We start from the raw sequence: 15,124 nt of genomic DNA on the forward strand, positions 1-15,124 counted from the left end.
CGCTTAAGCAGCTTGGCCCAGTTCTTAGTGCGCGCCGGGGAAATCTTGTCAAAACGTGCCAGCACATTTTGACGATTTCCCTCTTTAGGCGGCGGCGCGCGGTCGAGCTTTGTCCCGTCTGAAACTGCCCTGCGCGGGCGGCGACCGGGTGACCCCGGCGGGACGGGCGAAACTACGTTTCGCTATGGCAGCCTCAGCCTAAAACCAGCAACCCGCGCCCCACACGGCAACCCCTACAGGAAGCTCCGTATCGCCAGCCGATAGGAATCGAGCCCGAAGCCCATGATCGACCCCCTGCACCTCGGCGCGATCAGCGAGACATGTCGGAACTCCTCCCGCGCCAGGATGTTCGAGATATGCACCTCCACCGTTCCCAGTCCGCATCCCGCCACCGCCCCCACCGCATCCGCCAGCGCCACCGACGTATGCGTATACCCCCCCGCATTGAGCACCACCCCGTCGTAAATTTCCCTCGCCCCGTGGATCGCATCGATCAACACCCCCTCCACATTCGACTGGACATAATCCAGCTCCGCCAGCCCCTCGAACTCCGCCACCAGCTCCGTCAGGTAATCCTCGAACGTCCGCGAACCATACACCTCCCGATCCCGCACCCCCAGCAAATTGAGATTCGGCCCGTTGATAATCAATATCTTTTTCATGAATTCTCCGATTAGACGTCAAATTTAGTGCAAATTTAGGTAATTTAGCCCCATCCGAGCGTATTTTCGCCAGCCCCTCGCCCCGGCAGCACAACCACCCGCACCCGGCAACCCGCCCCGAACCATGAACACCCCCACCCCCGCCACCGCCTGGCAACAAGCCCTGGACAACTACCGCGACTACCTTCGATTCGAGCGGAACCTCTCCACCCACAGCATCGAAGCCTACCGCCGCGACGCCACCCGCCTCGCCTCCTTTCTGCTCCGCCAACCCCGCCCCGTCTCCCCCGAGAGCGTCACCCCCGCCGACATCGAAACTTTCATGTCCCACCTCTACGACAGCGGCGCCGGCGACTCCACCCAAGCCCGCACCCTGAGCGGCATCCGGAGCTTTTTCGCCTACCTCCTCCACGCCGACCTTATCGACACCCTCCCCACCGAACTCATCGACTCCCCCCGGATCGCCCGCCGCCTGCCCGACACCCTCTCCTACGACGAAATCCGGCGCATGCTCGACACCATCGACCTGAGCACCCCCCTCGGCCACCGCAACCGCGCCATCCTCGAAGTCCTCTACTGCTGCGGCCTCCGCGTCAGCGAGTTAGTCACCCTCCGCCTGAGCGACCTCTTCACCGCCGACCACGTCATCCGCGTGACCGGGAAAGGGAACAAACAACGCCTCGTCCCCATCGCCCCCCCCGCCCTCCGTCAACTCGAACTCTACCTCTCCCGGCGCCACGAACAACCCGTCCAGTCCGACTCCTCCGACATCCTCTTCCTCAACCGCAACGGCCACCAGCTCACCCGCGTGATGATCTTCACCATCATCCGCCGCATCGCCGCCGCCGCCGGCATCACCAAGACCATCAGCCCCCACACCCTCCGCCACTCCTTCGCCACCCACCTACTCCAGGGCGGCGCCGACATCCGCGCCGTACAAGAGCTGCTGGGCCACGAATCCATCCTCACCACCGAGATCTACACCCACCTCGAACTGCGCGACCTTCGGAGCGCCCTGGAGCTCCACCCCCTCGCCCACCCCTCCGCGAGCGACAAAAAAGACCCGCTTGACACCGAAGAAAAGCAAGACACAACAAACTAAAAATAAGTTTATTATAGAATACAATTCCCCATTGGAATCCGTAAACCCCTCCGAACTCCCTTTTGAGTCGGAGGGGTTTATGTTCTTCATTTGTACCGGCAAAGAAGCCCAAAACGCAAACCACCATGAGACCCTTACGCAGCGACGTCAGCACCCATGGCCGCCGGATGGCCGGCGCCCGTAGCCTTTGGCGCGCCAACGGCATGAAAGAAGAGCACTTCGGCCAGCCCGTGATCGGCATCGTGAACTCCTTCACCCAGTTCGTACCCGGGCACACCCACCTGCACCGCATCGGTCAGGAGCTCAAACAGCTCATCGAAGCCGAAGGGTGCTACGCCGCCGAATTCGACACCATCGCCATCGACGACGGCATCGCCATGGGCCACGACGGAATGCTCTACTCCCTTCCCTCGCGCGACCTGATCGCCGACTCCGTAGAATACATGTGCCAGGCCCACACCGTCGACGCCATCGTCTGCATCTCGAACTGCGACAAGATCACCCCCGGGATGCTGATGGCCGCCATGCGGCTGAACATCCCGGCCGTATTCGTGAGCGGCGGCCCGATGGAAGCGGGGGTTGTGGACGGAGAGGCCTATGACCTCATCGACGTGATGGTCAAAGGCGCCGACCCGAGTATATCCGACGCCCAGCTCTCGAAAATCGAGCGCCACGCCTGTCCGACCTGCGGCTCCTGCTCCGGGATGTTCACCGCCAACTCCATGAACTGCCTTACAGAGGCCTTGGGACTTTCGCTGCCCGGGAACGGAACCATTGTCGCCACCCATACGAACCGCCGGAAACTGTTCGAATCCGCCGCGAAACTGATTGTCAAGAACGCCCGCGACTACTATTTCAACGACAACGACAGCGTTCTTCCGCGGTCTATCGCGACCAAGCAGGCCTTTCTCAACGCCATGAGCCTCGACATCGCCATGGGCGGGTCGACCAACACCGTGCTGCACCTGCTGGCAGTGGCACAGGAGGCCGGCGTAGACTTCACCATGCGCGACATCGACGCCTTGTCGAGAAAATTGCCCGTGCTGTGTAAAGTGGCCCCCAACCACTCCTCCTATCACATACAGGAAGTCAACCGCGCCGGCGGGATTATGGCCATCCTCGGGATTCTGCTTCGCGCAGGCCTGATCGACGGCACCGTGAAACGCGCCGACGGCTTGACCCTGGCAGAGGCAGTGGCCCGGTACGATATCGCCAACCTCGGAGCCAGTGCCCGGGGCGAAGATACCGAACGCTACCTCTCCGCCCCCGGAAACCGGCCCGAAGTCAACACCCACTTGGGGTCTCAGGACGCGATGTACCCCGACTACGACCTCGATCGGGCCACGGGGTGCATTCGCGACATCGAACACGCTTATATGCGAGACGGCGGGCTGGCAGTGCTCTACGGAAATATTGCGAAAGACGGGTGTATCGTGAAGACCGCCGGCGTCGACGCCTCCATCCTCGTATTCGAAGGGACAGCCCGCGTTTTCGACTCCCAGGAACAGGCCAGCAAAGGGATATTGGACGGGACAGTCAAGGCAGGCGACGTCGTGATTATCCGCTACGAAGGGCCGCGAGGCGGGCCGGGGATGCAAGAGATGCTCTACCCCACCTCCTACCTCAAGACCGTCAAGCTCGACAAAGCTTGCGCCCTGCTGACCGACGGTCGATTTTCCGGCGGGACATCGGGACTTTCGATCGGCCACTGCTCGCCCGAAGCCGCCGCAGGCGGCCTGATCGCCGCCGTCGAAGACGGCGATAAAATTCGGATCGACATCCCCAACCGTTCCATATCCTTAGTTGTAGCCGACGATATTCTGGCCCGGCGCATGAAACACATCCGGTCGAACGGCGGCTTCCGCCCCCACCGGGAACGCACCGTGAGCAAAGCCCTGCGCGCCTATGCCCACATGGTCTCCTCCGCCGACAAAGGCGCCGTCCGGATCGTCGAATAGCCCCCAACCACCACCAGATACCAGAGTCATGAGATATACCGAAAAAGCACATATCAGCGGCGCCGAAGCCCTCCTCTCCTCCCTGATCAACCAGGGCGTCGAGACCGTCTTCGGCTATCCGGGAGGGAGCATCACCCCCGTTTACGACCGGTTGCAGGACTACCCCGAACTGCGTCACCTCCTGACGCGGCACGAGCAGGGTGCCGTCCACGCCGCCCAAGGCTACGCCCGCGTCTCGAACCGCACCGGCGTCTGCATGGCCACCTCGGGACCGGGGGCGACCAATTTGCTGACCGGGATCGCCGACGCCATGCTCGACTCCACCCCGATCGTCTGCCTCTCCGCACAAGTGCCGTCAACAGCCTTGGGAACCGACTTCTTCCAAGAGGCCGATATGATTAATATGACCGTCCCGATCACCAAGTGGAACTACCAGGTGACCCGCTTCGACGAGATCGTACCCACCATCGCCAAAGCATTTTATATCGCCGGATCGGGACGTCCCGGCCCCGTGTACATCGAATTCACCAAAGACGCCTTGACCGCCGTCGGCGACTACCGTTGGGAACCCTGCACCGGCATCCGGAGCTACCACCCCAATCCGACCATCGATCCCGACGCCGTGCGCGACGCCATCGCCCTGCTCAACGAATCCGAGCGCCCCTTGATCCTCGTGGGGAACGGCGTGAAAATTTCCGGTGCCGAACAGGAAGTACTCCGTTTGGCCGAAGCCGGAAATATTCCCGTAGCCTCGACCCTGATGGGCCTTTCGAGCATCCCGAGCGACCATCCTTTATATATCGGTATGGTCGGCATGCACGGGAACGTAGCCGGCAACCTCATGACCCAGGAATCCGATCTGCTGCTCGCCATCGGCATGCGCTTCAGCGACCGCGTGACCGGCAACCTGAAGACCTACGCCCCGAAAGCCCGTGTCATCCACATCGAAATCGACCCCGTCGAGATCGACAAGAACGTCCGCACCGACCTCGCCCTGCTCGGCGACGCCCGCGAAGCCCTGACCGCTTTGCTCAGTACCGGCGATATCGTCCGGAAACCGCGCGAAGCCTGGTTCGCCCAGGCCGCCTCCCATGCCGCCGTCGAAGAAGAGCGCGTCATCCGGCGTCAATTGCAACCCGAACGGGATACACTGACCATGGGCGAGACCGTCCGCGCCGTGGCCGCAGCCTCCGGCGGCGAAGCCGTCGTCGTGACCGACGTCGGCCAGCACCAGATGATGGCCGCCCGCTACTCCTTCTACAAACACACCCGGAGCTTAGTGACCTCCGGCGGCTTGGGGACTATGGGTTACGGTCTTCCCGCCGCCATCGGCGCGAAAGTCGCCCTCGACGAAGCCGCCCGACGGAACGGCGAAGAACACGGACGCGACGTAGTCGTCTTCCTCGGCGACGGCGGCTTCCAGATGACCATCCAGGAGCTCGGCACCATGATCCACTGGGGAATCCCCGTGAAAGTCGTCGTTCTGAACAACACCTTCCTCGGAATGGTACGCCAGTGGCAGCAGCTGTTTATGGAGAAGCGCTACAACGCCACCGAGCTCGTAAACCCCGACTTCGTCCGGATCGCCGGTGCCTACGATATTCCCGCCCGTCGCGTGATCGACCGGAGCGAGCTGCAAGCCGCCGTCGGGGAGATGTTCGCCACCCCCGGCCCCTACTTTTTGGAAGTCGCCGTCGGGAAAGAAGACAACGTTTTCCCGATGATCCCCGGCGGCGCCTCGTTAGACGACCTACTCTACAACGAGTGACCGGCATCATTAGGAAAGAGATTCTCAATAGTCCACTGCGGACACAGACAGAGTCCCTTGAGTCCTGCGGAGCCTAAGGAGTAGCGTAGCTATCACGAAAGTTCTTTGGGTACCTTTCTTTCAAGAAAGGTACGGTTCTATCCGGACCAAAGCTTGACCCGCGCGCGACTGCTGGAAAAGGAAATCATTCAAACGCGTAAGTTCGCGTTTGAATAAGATTTCCGCCAGCGCGCGGACAAAGGATTGGACGCTGAGTTGGGCCGAGGCTGCCAGTCAGCAAATGCACGCGCCGCCGCCTTAAGAGGGCAATCGTCAAAATGCGCTTGCGCGTTTTGATAAGATTTCCCCGGCGCGGACAAAAAAGGTGCGCGAACAACGCTCGCCACCGCCCCATGTACAAAAACGCCCATGTATAAAAAAAGTTTATACATTTTGCAGCAATCTTTAAACAAAAAGTATAAAGTTGCAACAATGTTTAAACATTCCGCGAATAACAGACCTTACGAACTGAATACCAACCCCATCGATTACAACATTACCCGTAATCGACCAACCACAGAGAGACCTATGGCCCCCACCCGCGACACCGACCCCACCATCCGCGAATATATCATCACCGTCTTCACCGAAAACCAAGTCGGCGTCCTCGGTCGGATCACCTCCATCTTCACCCGTCGCAAGATCAACATCGAGAGCCTGAAAGTGAGCGAAACCGCCGTGAAAGGGATCAGCATGTTCACCATCCACGCCTTCACCAGCGAAGACACCGCCCGCCGCGTGCTGAGCGGCATCGAACGCATCGTCGAAGTGCTCCGCGCCGACAAATACCGCGCCTGCGACGTCACCACCCAACAGATCGCCCTCTACAAAGTCTCCCCCGACGCCTTCCGCCACAGCGGCGACACCCCCCTGAAAGAACACAACGCCCGCGTGATCGAAATCAACCCCGCCTACATCGTCCTCGAACGCACCGGCACCAAAGAAGAGATCGAATCCCTGCGCGACCACCTCCAAACCAGCGGCATGCTTCTTCAATTCACCCGCTCCGAGAACCTCGTCCTGCACGACCCCTCCGTGGAAAACGTCCTCGGCCAGCTCGCCGCAGGCGAATGACCCGCCCCTACAGAGAGAGAGCCCCGAGCTATTTTCCGTGTAATAAACAGGTACGGCACATCGCAACTTCGCCGATAAATCCCTACCTTTACCCCACACACCGAAACCACAAAAACAGACATAAAAAAACAACCACAAACAAATGGCAAAAATCAACTTCGGCGGCGTAGAAGAAAGCGTCGTCACCCGCGAAGAATTCCCGCTGAGCAAAGCGAAAGAGATCCTGAAAGACGAAACCATCGCCGTCATCGGCTACGGCGTTCAAGGGCCCGGCCAGGCCATGAACCTGCGCGACAACGGCTTCAACGTCATCGTCGGCCAGCGCAAGAACTCCAAGACCTGGGACAAAGCCGTCGCCGACGGCTGGGTACCCGGCCAGACCCTCTTCGAGATCGAAGAAGCCTGCGAAAAAGGCACCATCATCCAGTTCCTCCTTTCCGACGCCGGCCAGATCACCCTGTGGCCCACCGTGAAGAAACACCTGACACCCGGGAAAGCCTTGTACTTCTCCCACGGCTTCGGGATCACCTATAAGGAAAAGACAGGGATCGTGCCCCCTGCCGATGTCGACGTCATCCTCGTCGCACCGAAAGGATCGGGAACCTCCCTGCGTCGGATGTTCGTGGCAGGGCGCGGGCTGAACTCCAGCTTCGCCGTCTTCCAGGACGCGACAGGCAAAGCGAAAGACCGTGTGCTGGCTCTTGGGATCGGCGTCGGCTCAGGCTACCTCTTCGAAACCGACTTCAAACGCGAAGTCTACTCCGACCTGACCGGCGAACGCGGCACCCTGATGGGCGCCATCCAGGGTATCTTTGCCGCACAATACCAAGTACTGCGCGAGAATGGGCACACCCCCTCCGAAGCCTTCAACGAAACCATCGAAGAGCTGACCCAATCCCTGATGCCGCTCGTAGCCGAAAACGGGATGGACTGGATGTACGCCAACTGCTCCACCACCGCCCAGCGCGGCGCCCTGGACTGGTGGAAACCTTTCCGGGATGCGACATTGCCGGTATTCCAGAAACTTTATAGCGAAGTGGCTAATGGGAACGAAGCGCAGCGTTCGATCGACTGTAACTCGAAACCCGACTACCGCGAAGGGCTCGAAAAAGAGCTCAAAGAGTTGCGCGAGAGCGAGATGTGGCAAGCAGGGATGACCGTGCGCAAATTGCGTCCGGAGAACAACAAATAGATAGTTATCTATTTGATTTACAATTAATTATGGGGTGTATTCCGATCGGAATACACCCCATAATGCTATTTATCCCTCCCCACCCTAACTGCGCCGGAACCTCCAATACTCCTCATCCTCCTCACCCCCCACCTCCCACTCCGTCAGCACCACCCTCCACCCCTTCCGTTCCGCCCGCCCATAATCGCCCGCCGCCTCCCGATCAACCCGAATTGAACTCCCAGTCCCCGTCTCCCTCCTCCCCTGCGGCAACGCCTCATAAATCCGCTCCATCCCCTCCGCCGCCAGCCGATTCCCATAACACTCCAACGAGACCAGCCGCTCATTGCCCCCCACAACCAGCTCCGTCATCCCATTCTTATCGCACGCCAACCGTTCCAGCCACCCGTTCCGACTCACATCCAGCACCTTCAGTTTATTCCGATAACACAACAACTGCCGCAACCTCGGCAATCCGCTGACATCCAGCACCGTCAGCTTATTTCCGTCGCACTTCAAGTCCGCGAGCGCCTCATTTCCGCCGAGCTCCAGCCTCCCGATCCGATTCCGGTAACACCACAACCGCTCCAACTTCGGATTCCGCGACACATCCAACTCCATCAACCCGTTATCCGAGACCCACACCTCCTCCAACTCCGGATTGTGCGTCACATCCAACCCCCTCAGCTCCGCATGCCGACACGACAACCTCCTCAACCTCCCGTTCCGGCTCACATCCAGCTCCGTCAGCGGATTGCCCTCACAATCCAACTCCTCCAACTCCGGACAATGCGTCACATCCAACGCCGACAGCTCATTACTGCCGCAGTTCAACACCCTCAGCCTCCCGTTCCCGCTCACATCCAGCTCCGTCAAATTGCTCCCCATACACTCCAGCACCTCCAGCTCCGGACACCCGCCGACCTCCAGCCTCCGAAGCTCCGGCCAGTTCCCCCCCAGATCCAACACCCTCAGTCTCCGATTTTTCGACAGCTCCACCCCCTCCAATCGATTAAAATCCGCCTTCAACACCTCCAACTCCGGACACCCGCCGACCTCCAGCCCCCTCAAGTCATTCCCCGAACAAATCAGTATTTTCAGCCGCCCCAGCGCCCCGACCTCCAACTCCGACAAGCGATTATGCGAACAATCCAACACCTCCAGCCTCGTCAACCGCCCCAGCTCCGGCAGCATCCCCCTCATCCCGCCGCACTCCCACCTCCTGAGCCCCCCGCACCCCTCCATCGAGAGCTCCGAGAAACCAGTCTCCTCCGCCTCCTTCCTCCCGCACCCGAACTGCCACAACTCGCCCTCCTCTCCCACGATCCGGATCCGATACCTCCCCCTCCGTCGATACATATGCCCGCAATCTCCCCCCTCCAGCGTCTCCGGCATCCTCTCTCCCCGCTCCACCGTCCCGTCCCCCCAGTCGATCATATAGCGTCCCGTTCCCGCCATCGCGAACCGGAAACGATTCCGTTCCGGCCGATTTTTGTACCTCCTGACATACCGTGCCGTAAAGGCCAGCGTCCACCTGTTCAGCCCTTTGTCCATACCCGTTTTCTCCCATCCGTTAGAGTTCCGAGAGCTCCAGCCAGCGCATCGACTTGACATCGATTTCGTCGATCAGCGCCGCGATCCGTTCCGACTCGGCGATCAGCTCCTCGGTAGACAGAGAGCCGCTGCTCATCGCCGCCTCGATAGCCGCCTTCTCCGCCTCCAGCCGCGGAATCTCCTCGCCCAACAGCTCGAACTCCCGTTTCTCGTTGAACGACAGCTTTCCCTTGACCCGCTCCTTCGGCCTCTCCGCCGCCGGCGCCGCCACCTTGGGAGCCGCCGCCACCGCCTTGGCCGTCGCCGCCCGCTCCGCCTCCCGCTCCCTTTGCCGGCTGCGGTAATCCGTATAGTTGCCCGGAAAATCCTCGATCCGCCCCTCGCCGTGGAACACCAGCAGGTGATCCGCCACCTTGTCCATGAAATAGCGGTCGTGCGACACCACGATCAGACACCCCGAAAACACCGCCAGATACTCCTCCAGCACATTGAGCGTCTGGATATCCAGGTCGTTCGTCGGCTCGTCCAGCACCAGGAAATTCGGATTCGCCATCAGAATCGTACAGAGATAGAGCCGCCGCCGTTCGCCCCCGCTCAGCTTCGCCACATAGTCGTACTGCGCCTGCCGCGAGAAGAGGAACCGCGTCAGCAGCTGCGACGCGCTGATCTGTTTGCCGTCGCTTAGGGTGATATTCTCCGAAATGGCCGTGATGACGTCGATCACCCGCACCTCCGGGTCGAACTCCAGCCCCTGCTGGCTGTAATAGCCGAACCGCACCGTCTCGCCGACGTCGATCACCCCGCTGTCGGCCGGTTCGAGACCGAGGAGTATCTTGATGAAAGTCGACTTCCCCGTGCCGTTGTTCCCCACGATCCCCATCTTCTCGTAGCGCGCGAAGAGGTAGCTGAAGTCATCGAGAATCACCCGTTCGCCGAACCGTTTGAAGAGGTGCAGCGCCTCGAAAATCTTCTTCCCGATATAGGTCTGCCGCACGTCCAACTGCACCTCCGCCTCGTTTCGCCTCACGTGCGCCTTCTCCTTAATCTCCTGAAAGGCGTCGATCCTGTATTTCGCCTTTCCCGACCGCGCCGAGGGCGTGCGGCGTATCCACTCCAACTCCCTGCGGTAGAGGTTTTTCATCCTCGCCACCGTCGCGTCCGCCGCGTCGATCCGCTCCTGCCGTTTTTCGAGGTAGTAGCTGTAATTGCCTTTGTAGCTGTAGATTCGGCGGTCGTCGATTTCGAGGATTTCGTTGCAGACCCGGTCGAGGAAGTAGCGGTCATGGGTCACCATCAGCAGACTCATGCGCCGCCCGGCGAGGTATTCTTCCAACCATTCGGTCATTTCGAGGTCGAGGTGGTTGGTCGGCTCGTCGAGGATCAGCAATTCGGGCTCGACGATCAGCGCCGCCGCCAGCGCCACCCGCTTGAGCTGTCCGCCGGAAAGGGTTTCGATCCGCTGTTCGAGATCCGTAATCTGCAACCGTCCGAGAATCTGCTTGGCCCGCTGTTCAAAATCCCACGCCCCGAGCGCCTCCATCCGGGGAAACAGGGCGTCGAGCGCCGCCGCATCGTTCCGGGCCAGAGCCTGTTCGTACTGCGCCAAAGTCCTGACGGTTTCGTTTTCGCCGTGGAAACAGGCCTCCAGCACCGTCGTCCCGGCCGGAAACTGCGGATTCTGTTCCAGATAGCCGACCCTCAGGTCGCGCCGGAAAACGACTGCACCGCTGTCGTAGTCCATCCGGCCGGCAATGATATTGAGCAGGGTGGTCTTTCCGGCCCCGTTTGCGGCGATCAGGCCGATGCGCTCTCCTTCGTTGATGCCGAAAGCGATGTTTTCGAATAGGGTGCGCTCGCCGAAGGATTTGGTGAGCGACTCGACTTGCAGATGGATAGCCATATTTACAGTTGCGGTATTTCGTCGATGAAGCGGTAGCTCCGGGCGGCGTGGTCGATCTGGCAGCAGTAGTGACGCAACCCATTAGTCACCACTAAGTAAGGCACCCCGAGCCGGATGTTGTAGTGTGCCACCTGGTTGAATACATCCTGTGTGATGGTCACTCCGGCGGCTTTGCATTCGACGACGAGCTGCGGTTCGGCCTGCCGGGAGTAGACGACGATGTCGGCGCGCAGGGCGAATCCGTCGATACGGAGGGGTTGTTCCTGTACGATGCGGTAAGGGTCGATGCCGCGACTGCCGGTGAGAAAGCGGATAAAGTGCTGCCGTACCCACTCTTCGGGGGTGAGTACGAGCCATTTGCGTCGCAATGCGTCCCAGACTTCGGGTTTCGGGCCGGCGGCGCGGAGCCGCAGGTCGGCGGCCGGGAGATTCAGGGGGGGATATTTGTCAGGATCGAGCATCATGAGGTTGCAAAATAACGAAATTTTCGGAGCTTTTCGGCTCTCTTCGGAATCAGGCGTCGGAAATCCGGCGGGGGTAGAGGCTCCGTTAGCTGTTGGGGTAGAGGCGGCCAATCGGGAGTGCGGCACGCACCGCCTGCCCGGCGGACGCGTTCGCGCCACGGCGGGCGGCCTTTATTACTTAAAAGTAACCGCGCGCCACGCCTTAGGAGGGAAATCGTCAAAATGCGCTGGCGCGTTTTGACAAGATTTCCGCCAGCGCGCGGACAGAGAACAGGGGTAGAGGCGGCCAGTGGAAATGCGCCAGCATTTCCCGTCCACGGGACGTGGGGCCCGCTTGGCCGACGCGTTCGCGCCACGGCGGGCGGCCAAAGAACGGTGCGCGGAAGTGTGGCGGAGCGACAGCGGAGCCGCAGTGAGGCGGACACGGGGCGGAGAACTGGGCCGAGCTTTGGGCTGTGCTTGTTCTTCGGGCACGAAAACCGGCTACGGTTTTCGTGCCGCGCTGGGCTGAGTCTTGGGCTGGAATTTGGGCGGTGAGTTGGGCCGTGCTCTTGGTCGTGCTTTGGGCCGAGAGCGAATAGCTAATTCCCCGTGTCAACGGTCGGCCCGCAGCCCCCGGATGCGGAGGGCCGAAATACTCCGCTCTCGCTTCGTCTTCGCTCTCCGCTGGTTGCGGCCGAAAACAAACTCCGCAGAATGGGGCGTGCTTTTGCGGTTCTTCGAACCGCCGGGCTTGCGCGCTGGGCCTTCGGCCCACCCCCGGAGCGCACGGCCCGAACACGCGAGGAAAAGACGTTGCTTATGCGACCCTTTGGGGCGCTCGGGCCGGAGTCACTCCCAGTGTAGGGCCGCCACTTCGCAATGCTCGTTCCCGGCCACGCTGGCTCCGACCACACAAATGGGGGACTACATGTAGGATAGAGGCGGCCTGTTGTAAGTGCAATACGCCCCGTTTATTCCGAGAGGCAACGCATCTGAAGACCATGGCCGCGATTGTGCGCGATGCTGGGGCTGAGGCTATGCGCGTAGAAGTCCAAGAACACGCCGACTATGCCGTTCACCGACGACGAGTAGCTGTGCCCGCTGTTGCCGACGCTGCACAGTGCGCCCAATCGCCTGTTATCGCCGGCATCGCGGAAGCCCGGGGCGGCGAGGACAACAAACCAGAAGCAGCAGCCCGAGCGTTACTTAACGCTCGGGCTGCTGGTCAGTGGTCGTGCGTTCGCTGCGGACTTACCGCCGATCGTAACGCCGACCGATCGTCTTCCAATCCACCAAATCCCAATAGTTGGTGATGTATTCCGTCCGGCGGTTGCGGTAATCGAGGTAATAGGAGTGTTCCCAGACATCCAGCCCCAACAGCGGAGTCAGGCCGTAACGCAACGGATTGCCCGCATTGGCGTCCGTCGTGATGCGGAGCTTACCCTCCCGGTCGGTCGCCAGCCACGCCCAGCCCGAACCGAAAAGTCCCGCTGCGGCTTTCGTGAATTGGGCCTTGAACTGGTCGAACGAGCCAAAATCGCGGTCGATCGCCTCCGCCAGCGCTCCGGAAGGCCGGGTCTGCGGCGTCGGAGAGAGACCCAGGAAGAACAATTCGTGGTTCAACGCCTGGCCTGCGTTGTTGAAGATCGGCCCCTCGGGCGCTTTGCGGACGAGCTCTTCCAACGAGAGGGTCGCATACGGTGTCCCCGAAATCAGGGCATTCAGGTTGTCGAGGTAGGTCTGATAGTGCTTTCCGTAGTGGAATTCGAGGGTTTCGCGGCTCATCTTCGGCGCGAGCGCGTCGAGCGTGTAGGGCAGTTTCGCAAGCCGGTGTTTCGGAGCGCTCTGGGCGAACGCCTCGGAGGCGAAGAGCCCCAAAAAGGCGAGGGCGGAGAGTAAAAGGTGCTTTTTCATAAGGGTTATGATAATCATTCGAGAGACTTGTATCGCAAACGGCGTGCCACACAGAGCTCCCCGTTTCTGCTTTTGCGCCCGTTCGCTGCCGGATTCCGAACGAAGAGACTACATTTACAGTCCGAACGCCCCGTCCGACAACTCCCCCCTCTGATGACGACATCTCGCCCCCGCCGATAAAATAAAACCGGCCGCCGGACGTTAGCATTCAATAAAATAAGATACCCTTTCCGTATGATACCCCTCTTCATCGTCCTTTTTCTGCTTCTGCTGACGCTTCCCGACCTTTATATCTGGCTCACCTACGTGCGCGGCGTCGCGGACGGACGGTGGACGATCGCCTACTGGACACCGACCGCGCTGGCCTTCGTCGCGTTGGGTTGCTGGCTGGGCGGCGTGTGGCCCGAGGGGAGCGTCCGCCTCTTCTTCGGCCTGCTGATGTGCATCGCCGTACCGAAAGCCGTTTTCGCCCTCTTTTCGCTGGTCGGCCGAGGAGTCGGGCTCTTCGCGCCGCAGGTCGGAAAGATCGGGACGACACTCGGAATCGTCGCGGCGATCGGAATTTGCACGGCATTCTACTACGGTTTCGCCCGCGGCTGGAAACGGCTGGTCATCCGGGAGACCACCGTGGTCTCAGCCGGACTGCCCCCGGCATTCGACGGCTATCGCATCGTCCACCTCTCCGACCTGCACGTGGGAACGTACGGCAACGATACGACCTACCTTTCCCGGCTCGTCGACCGGGTCGACGGGCTGCACCCCGATCTGATCGTCTTCACGGGCGACTTAGTAAATCTCTCGTCCGATGAACTCGACCCGTTCCTCGGAGTGCTGTCCCGGCTTCGGGCACCGGACGGAGTCTATTCGGTACTCGGGAACCACGACTATTGCACCTACCGACGGCTCGACCGGCCGCACGAAGCGGCCCGCGACCATGCGGTATTGATCGACCACGAACGGGCGATGGGCTGGAACCTGCTGTTGAACGAACACCGGATGCTGCATCGGGGCAGGGACAGCATCGCCCTGATCGGCGTGGAGAACGACAGCCGGCCTCCCTTCCCTTCGCGAGGCGATCTTCCTCGGGCACTGCGCAGCGTGCCGAAGGGTGTTTTCCAGATTCTGCTGAGCCACGACCCGAGCCACTGGCGTCGCGAGGTGCTTCCCGCGAGCGACATCCAGCTCACCCTTTCGGGCCACACCCACGCCATGCAGCTGAAGGTGGGCCGCTTTTCGCCCTCGCGGTGGAGCTATCCGGAGTGGGGCGGGCTGTATCGCGAAGGCGACCGGCAACTTTTCGTTTCGTTGGGGCTGGGCGGCGCGATTCCGTTTCGGTTCGGCGCCTGGCCCGAGATCGACCTGCTGGTGCTGCAACGGGAATCAACGGAATAATCCGCCAACCGGCCCCGGGCTACCGCAACGGGACTTCGGGCGCACTGAGCGGCAGCGGCCGATACGGCTACAGCTACTCGTCGTCGGTGGACGGCACCAATGGTTTGGACTTGGATTTTCACACGACAGCACTCAACCCCAGTA

General features: G+C 60.9%; 12 protein-coding genes. 6 read left to right on the forward strand and 6 right to left on the reverse strand.

Annotation, left to right across the window (positions count from 1 at the left end; translation table 11 throughout):
* Positions 1-233: 233 nt before the first annotated feature.
* On the reverse strand, positions 234-662 hold the full coding sequence (locus ACTO3O_RS05855) for a type II 3-dehydroquinate dehydratase (protein WP_298080914.1): 429 nt from the start codon (positions 660-662) through the stop codon (positions 234-236).
* Positions 663-786: 124 nt separating this feature from the next.
* Between ACTO3O_RS05855 and xerA the strand changes: the two genes are divergently transcribed.
* The 5 genes from xerA to ilvC all read left to right on the forward strand — a co-directional run bounded on the left by xerA (position 787) and on the right by ilvC (position 7,795).
* Complete coding sequence (gene xerA / locus ACTO3O_RS05860) at positions 787-1,764, forward strand: site-specific tyrosine recombinase/integron integrase (protein WP_298080912.1); 978 nt, start codon at positions 787-789, stop codon at positions 1,762-1,764.
* Positions 1,765-1,889: 125 nt separating this feature from the next.
* Positions 1,890-3,722, forward strand: coding sequence for a dihydroxy-acid dehydratase (gene ilvD / locus ACTO3O_RS05865; RefSeq protein WP_297829923.1), 1,833 nt, complete (start codon positions 1,890-1,892; stop codon positions 3,720-3,722).
* 28 nt (positions 3,723-3,750) lie between these two features.
* The gene (ilvB, locus tag ACTO3O_RS05870) at positions 3,751-5,490 is read left to right on the forward strand and encodes a biosynthetic-type acetolactate synthase large subunit (RefSeq protein WP_297829925.1); all 1,740 of its coding nucleotides are present in this window, start codon (positions 3,751-3,753) and stop codon (positions 5,488-5,490) included.
* Positions 5,491-6,057: 567 nt separating this feature from the next.
* Complete coding sequence (gene ilvN / locus ACTO3O_RS05875; RefSeq protein WP_297829927.1) at positions 6,058-6,603, forward strand: acetolactate synthase small subunit; 546 nt, start codon at positions 6,058-6,060, stop codon at positions 6,601-6,603.
* Positions 6,604-6,745: 142 nt separating this feature from the next.
* A complete protein-coding gene (gene ilvC / locus ACTO3O_RS05880; RefSeq protein ID WP_297623839.1) occupies positions 6,746-7,795 on the forward strand; it encodes a ketol-acid reductoisomerase in 1,050 nt (349 codons plus the stop codon).
* An 84-nt stretch (positions 7,796-7,879) separates the two neighbouring features.
* On the opposite strand, the gene ACTO3O_RS05885 is transcribed toward ilvC, so the two are convergent.
* The 5 genes from ACTO3O_RS05885 to ACTO3O_RS05905 form a co-directional block, all read right to left on the reverse strand.
* Positions 7,880-9,328, reverse strand: a complete 1,449-nt coding sequence (locus ACTO3O_RS05885) for a leucine-rich repeat domain-containing protein (protein ID WP_297829929.1) — start codon at positions 9,326-9,328, stop codon at positions 7,880-7,882.
* Between the two features lie 19 nt (positions 9,329-9,347).
* Positions 9,348-11,228, reverse strand: coding sequence for an ABC-F family ATP-binding cassette domain-containing protein (locus ACTO3O_RS05890; protein ID WP_297829931.1), 1,881 nt, complete (start codon positions 11,226-11,228; stop codon positions 9,348-9,350).
* Between the two features lie 2 nt (positions 11,229-11,230).
* Positions 11,231-11,692, reverse strand: coding sequence for a type I restriction enzyme HsdR N-terminal domain-containing protein (locus ACTO3O_RS05895; RefSeq protein WP_294593621.1), 462 nt, complete (start codon positions 11,690-11,692; stop codon positions 11,231-11,233).
* A gap of 953 nt (positions 11,693-12,645) precedes the next feature.
* The gene (locus ACTO3O_RS05900) at positions 12,646-12,804 is read right to left on the reverse strand and encodes a hypothetical protein (protein ID WP_298080908.1); all 159 of its coding nucleotides are present in this window, start codon (positions 12,802-12,804) and stop codon (positions 12,646-12,648) included.
* 121 nt (positions 12,805-12,925) lie between these two features.
* Complete coding sequence (locus ACTO3O_RS05905) at positions 12,926-13,588, reverse strand: superoxide dismutase (RefSeq protein ID WP_297627939.1); 663 nt, start codon at positions 13,586-13,588, stop codon at positions 12,926-12,928.
* Positions 13,589-13,822: 234 nt separating this feature from the next.
* Here ACTO3O_RS05905 and ACTO3O_RS05910 point away from each other — a divergent pair, with 234 nt between their 5' ends.
* Complete coding sequence (locus ACTO3O_RS05910) at positions 13,823-14,980, forward strand: metallophosphoesterase (RefSeq protein WP_297829933.1); 1,158 nt, start codon at positions 13,823-13,825, stop codon at positions 14,978-14,980.
* The last annotated feature ends 144 nt before the right edge of the window (positions 14,981-15,124 follow it).

It is taken from the genome of Rikenella sp. (assembly GCF_056799795.1).

What these genes read in the sequence shown, in the direction of transcription:
- ilvB (WP_297829925.1), top strand. Translation starts at nt 3,751, where the DNA reads ATGAGATATACCGAAAAAGCACATATCAGCGGCGCCGAAGCCCTCCTC.
- ACTO3O_RS05885 (WP_297829929.1), bottom strand. Translation starts at nt 9,328, where the DNA reads ATGGACAAAGGGCTGAACAGGTGGACGCTGGCCTTTACGGCACGGTAT.
- ACTO3O_RS05855 (WP_298080914.1), bottom strand. Translation starts at nt 662, where the DNA reads ATGAAAAAGATATTGATTATCAACGGGCCGAATCTCAATTTGCTGGGG.
- ACTO3O_RS05895 (WP_294593621.1), bottom strand. Translation starts at nt 11,692, where the DNA reads ATGATGCTCGATCCTGACAAATATCCCCCCCTGAATCTCCCGGCCGCC.
- ACTO3O_RS05910 (WP_297829933.1), top strand. Translation starts at nt 13,823, where the DNA reads ATGATACCCCTCTTCATCGTCCTTTTTCTGCTTCTGCTGACGCTTCCC.
- ilvC (WP_297623839.1), top strand. Translation starts at nt 6,746, where the DNA reads ATGGCAAAAATCAACTTCGGCGGCGTAGAAGAAAGCGTCGTCACCCGC.
- ilvD (WP_297829923.1), top strand. Translation starts at nt 1,890, where the DNA reads ATGAGACCCTTACGCAGCGACGTCAGCACCCATGGCCGCCGGATGGCC.
- ACTO3O_RS05905 (WP_297627939.1), bottom strand. Translation starts at nt 13,588, where the DNA reads ATGAAAAAGCACCTTTTACTCTCCGCCCTCGCCTTTTTGGGGCTCTTC.
- ilvN (WP_297829927.1), top strand. Translation starts at nt 6,058, where the DNA reads ATGGCCCCCACCCGCGACACCGACCCCACCATCCGCGAATATATCATC.
- xerA (WP_298080912.1), top strand. Translation starts at nt 787, where the DNA reads ATGAACACCCCCACCCCCGCCACCGCCTGGCAACAAGCCCTGGACAAC.
- ACTO3O_RS05890 (WP_297829931.1), bottom strand. Translation starts at nt 11,228, where the DNA reads ATGGCTATCCATCTGCAAGTCGAGTCGCTCACCAAATCCTTCGGCGAG.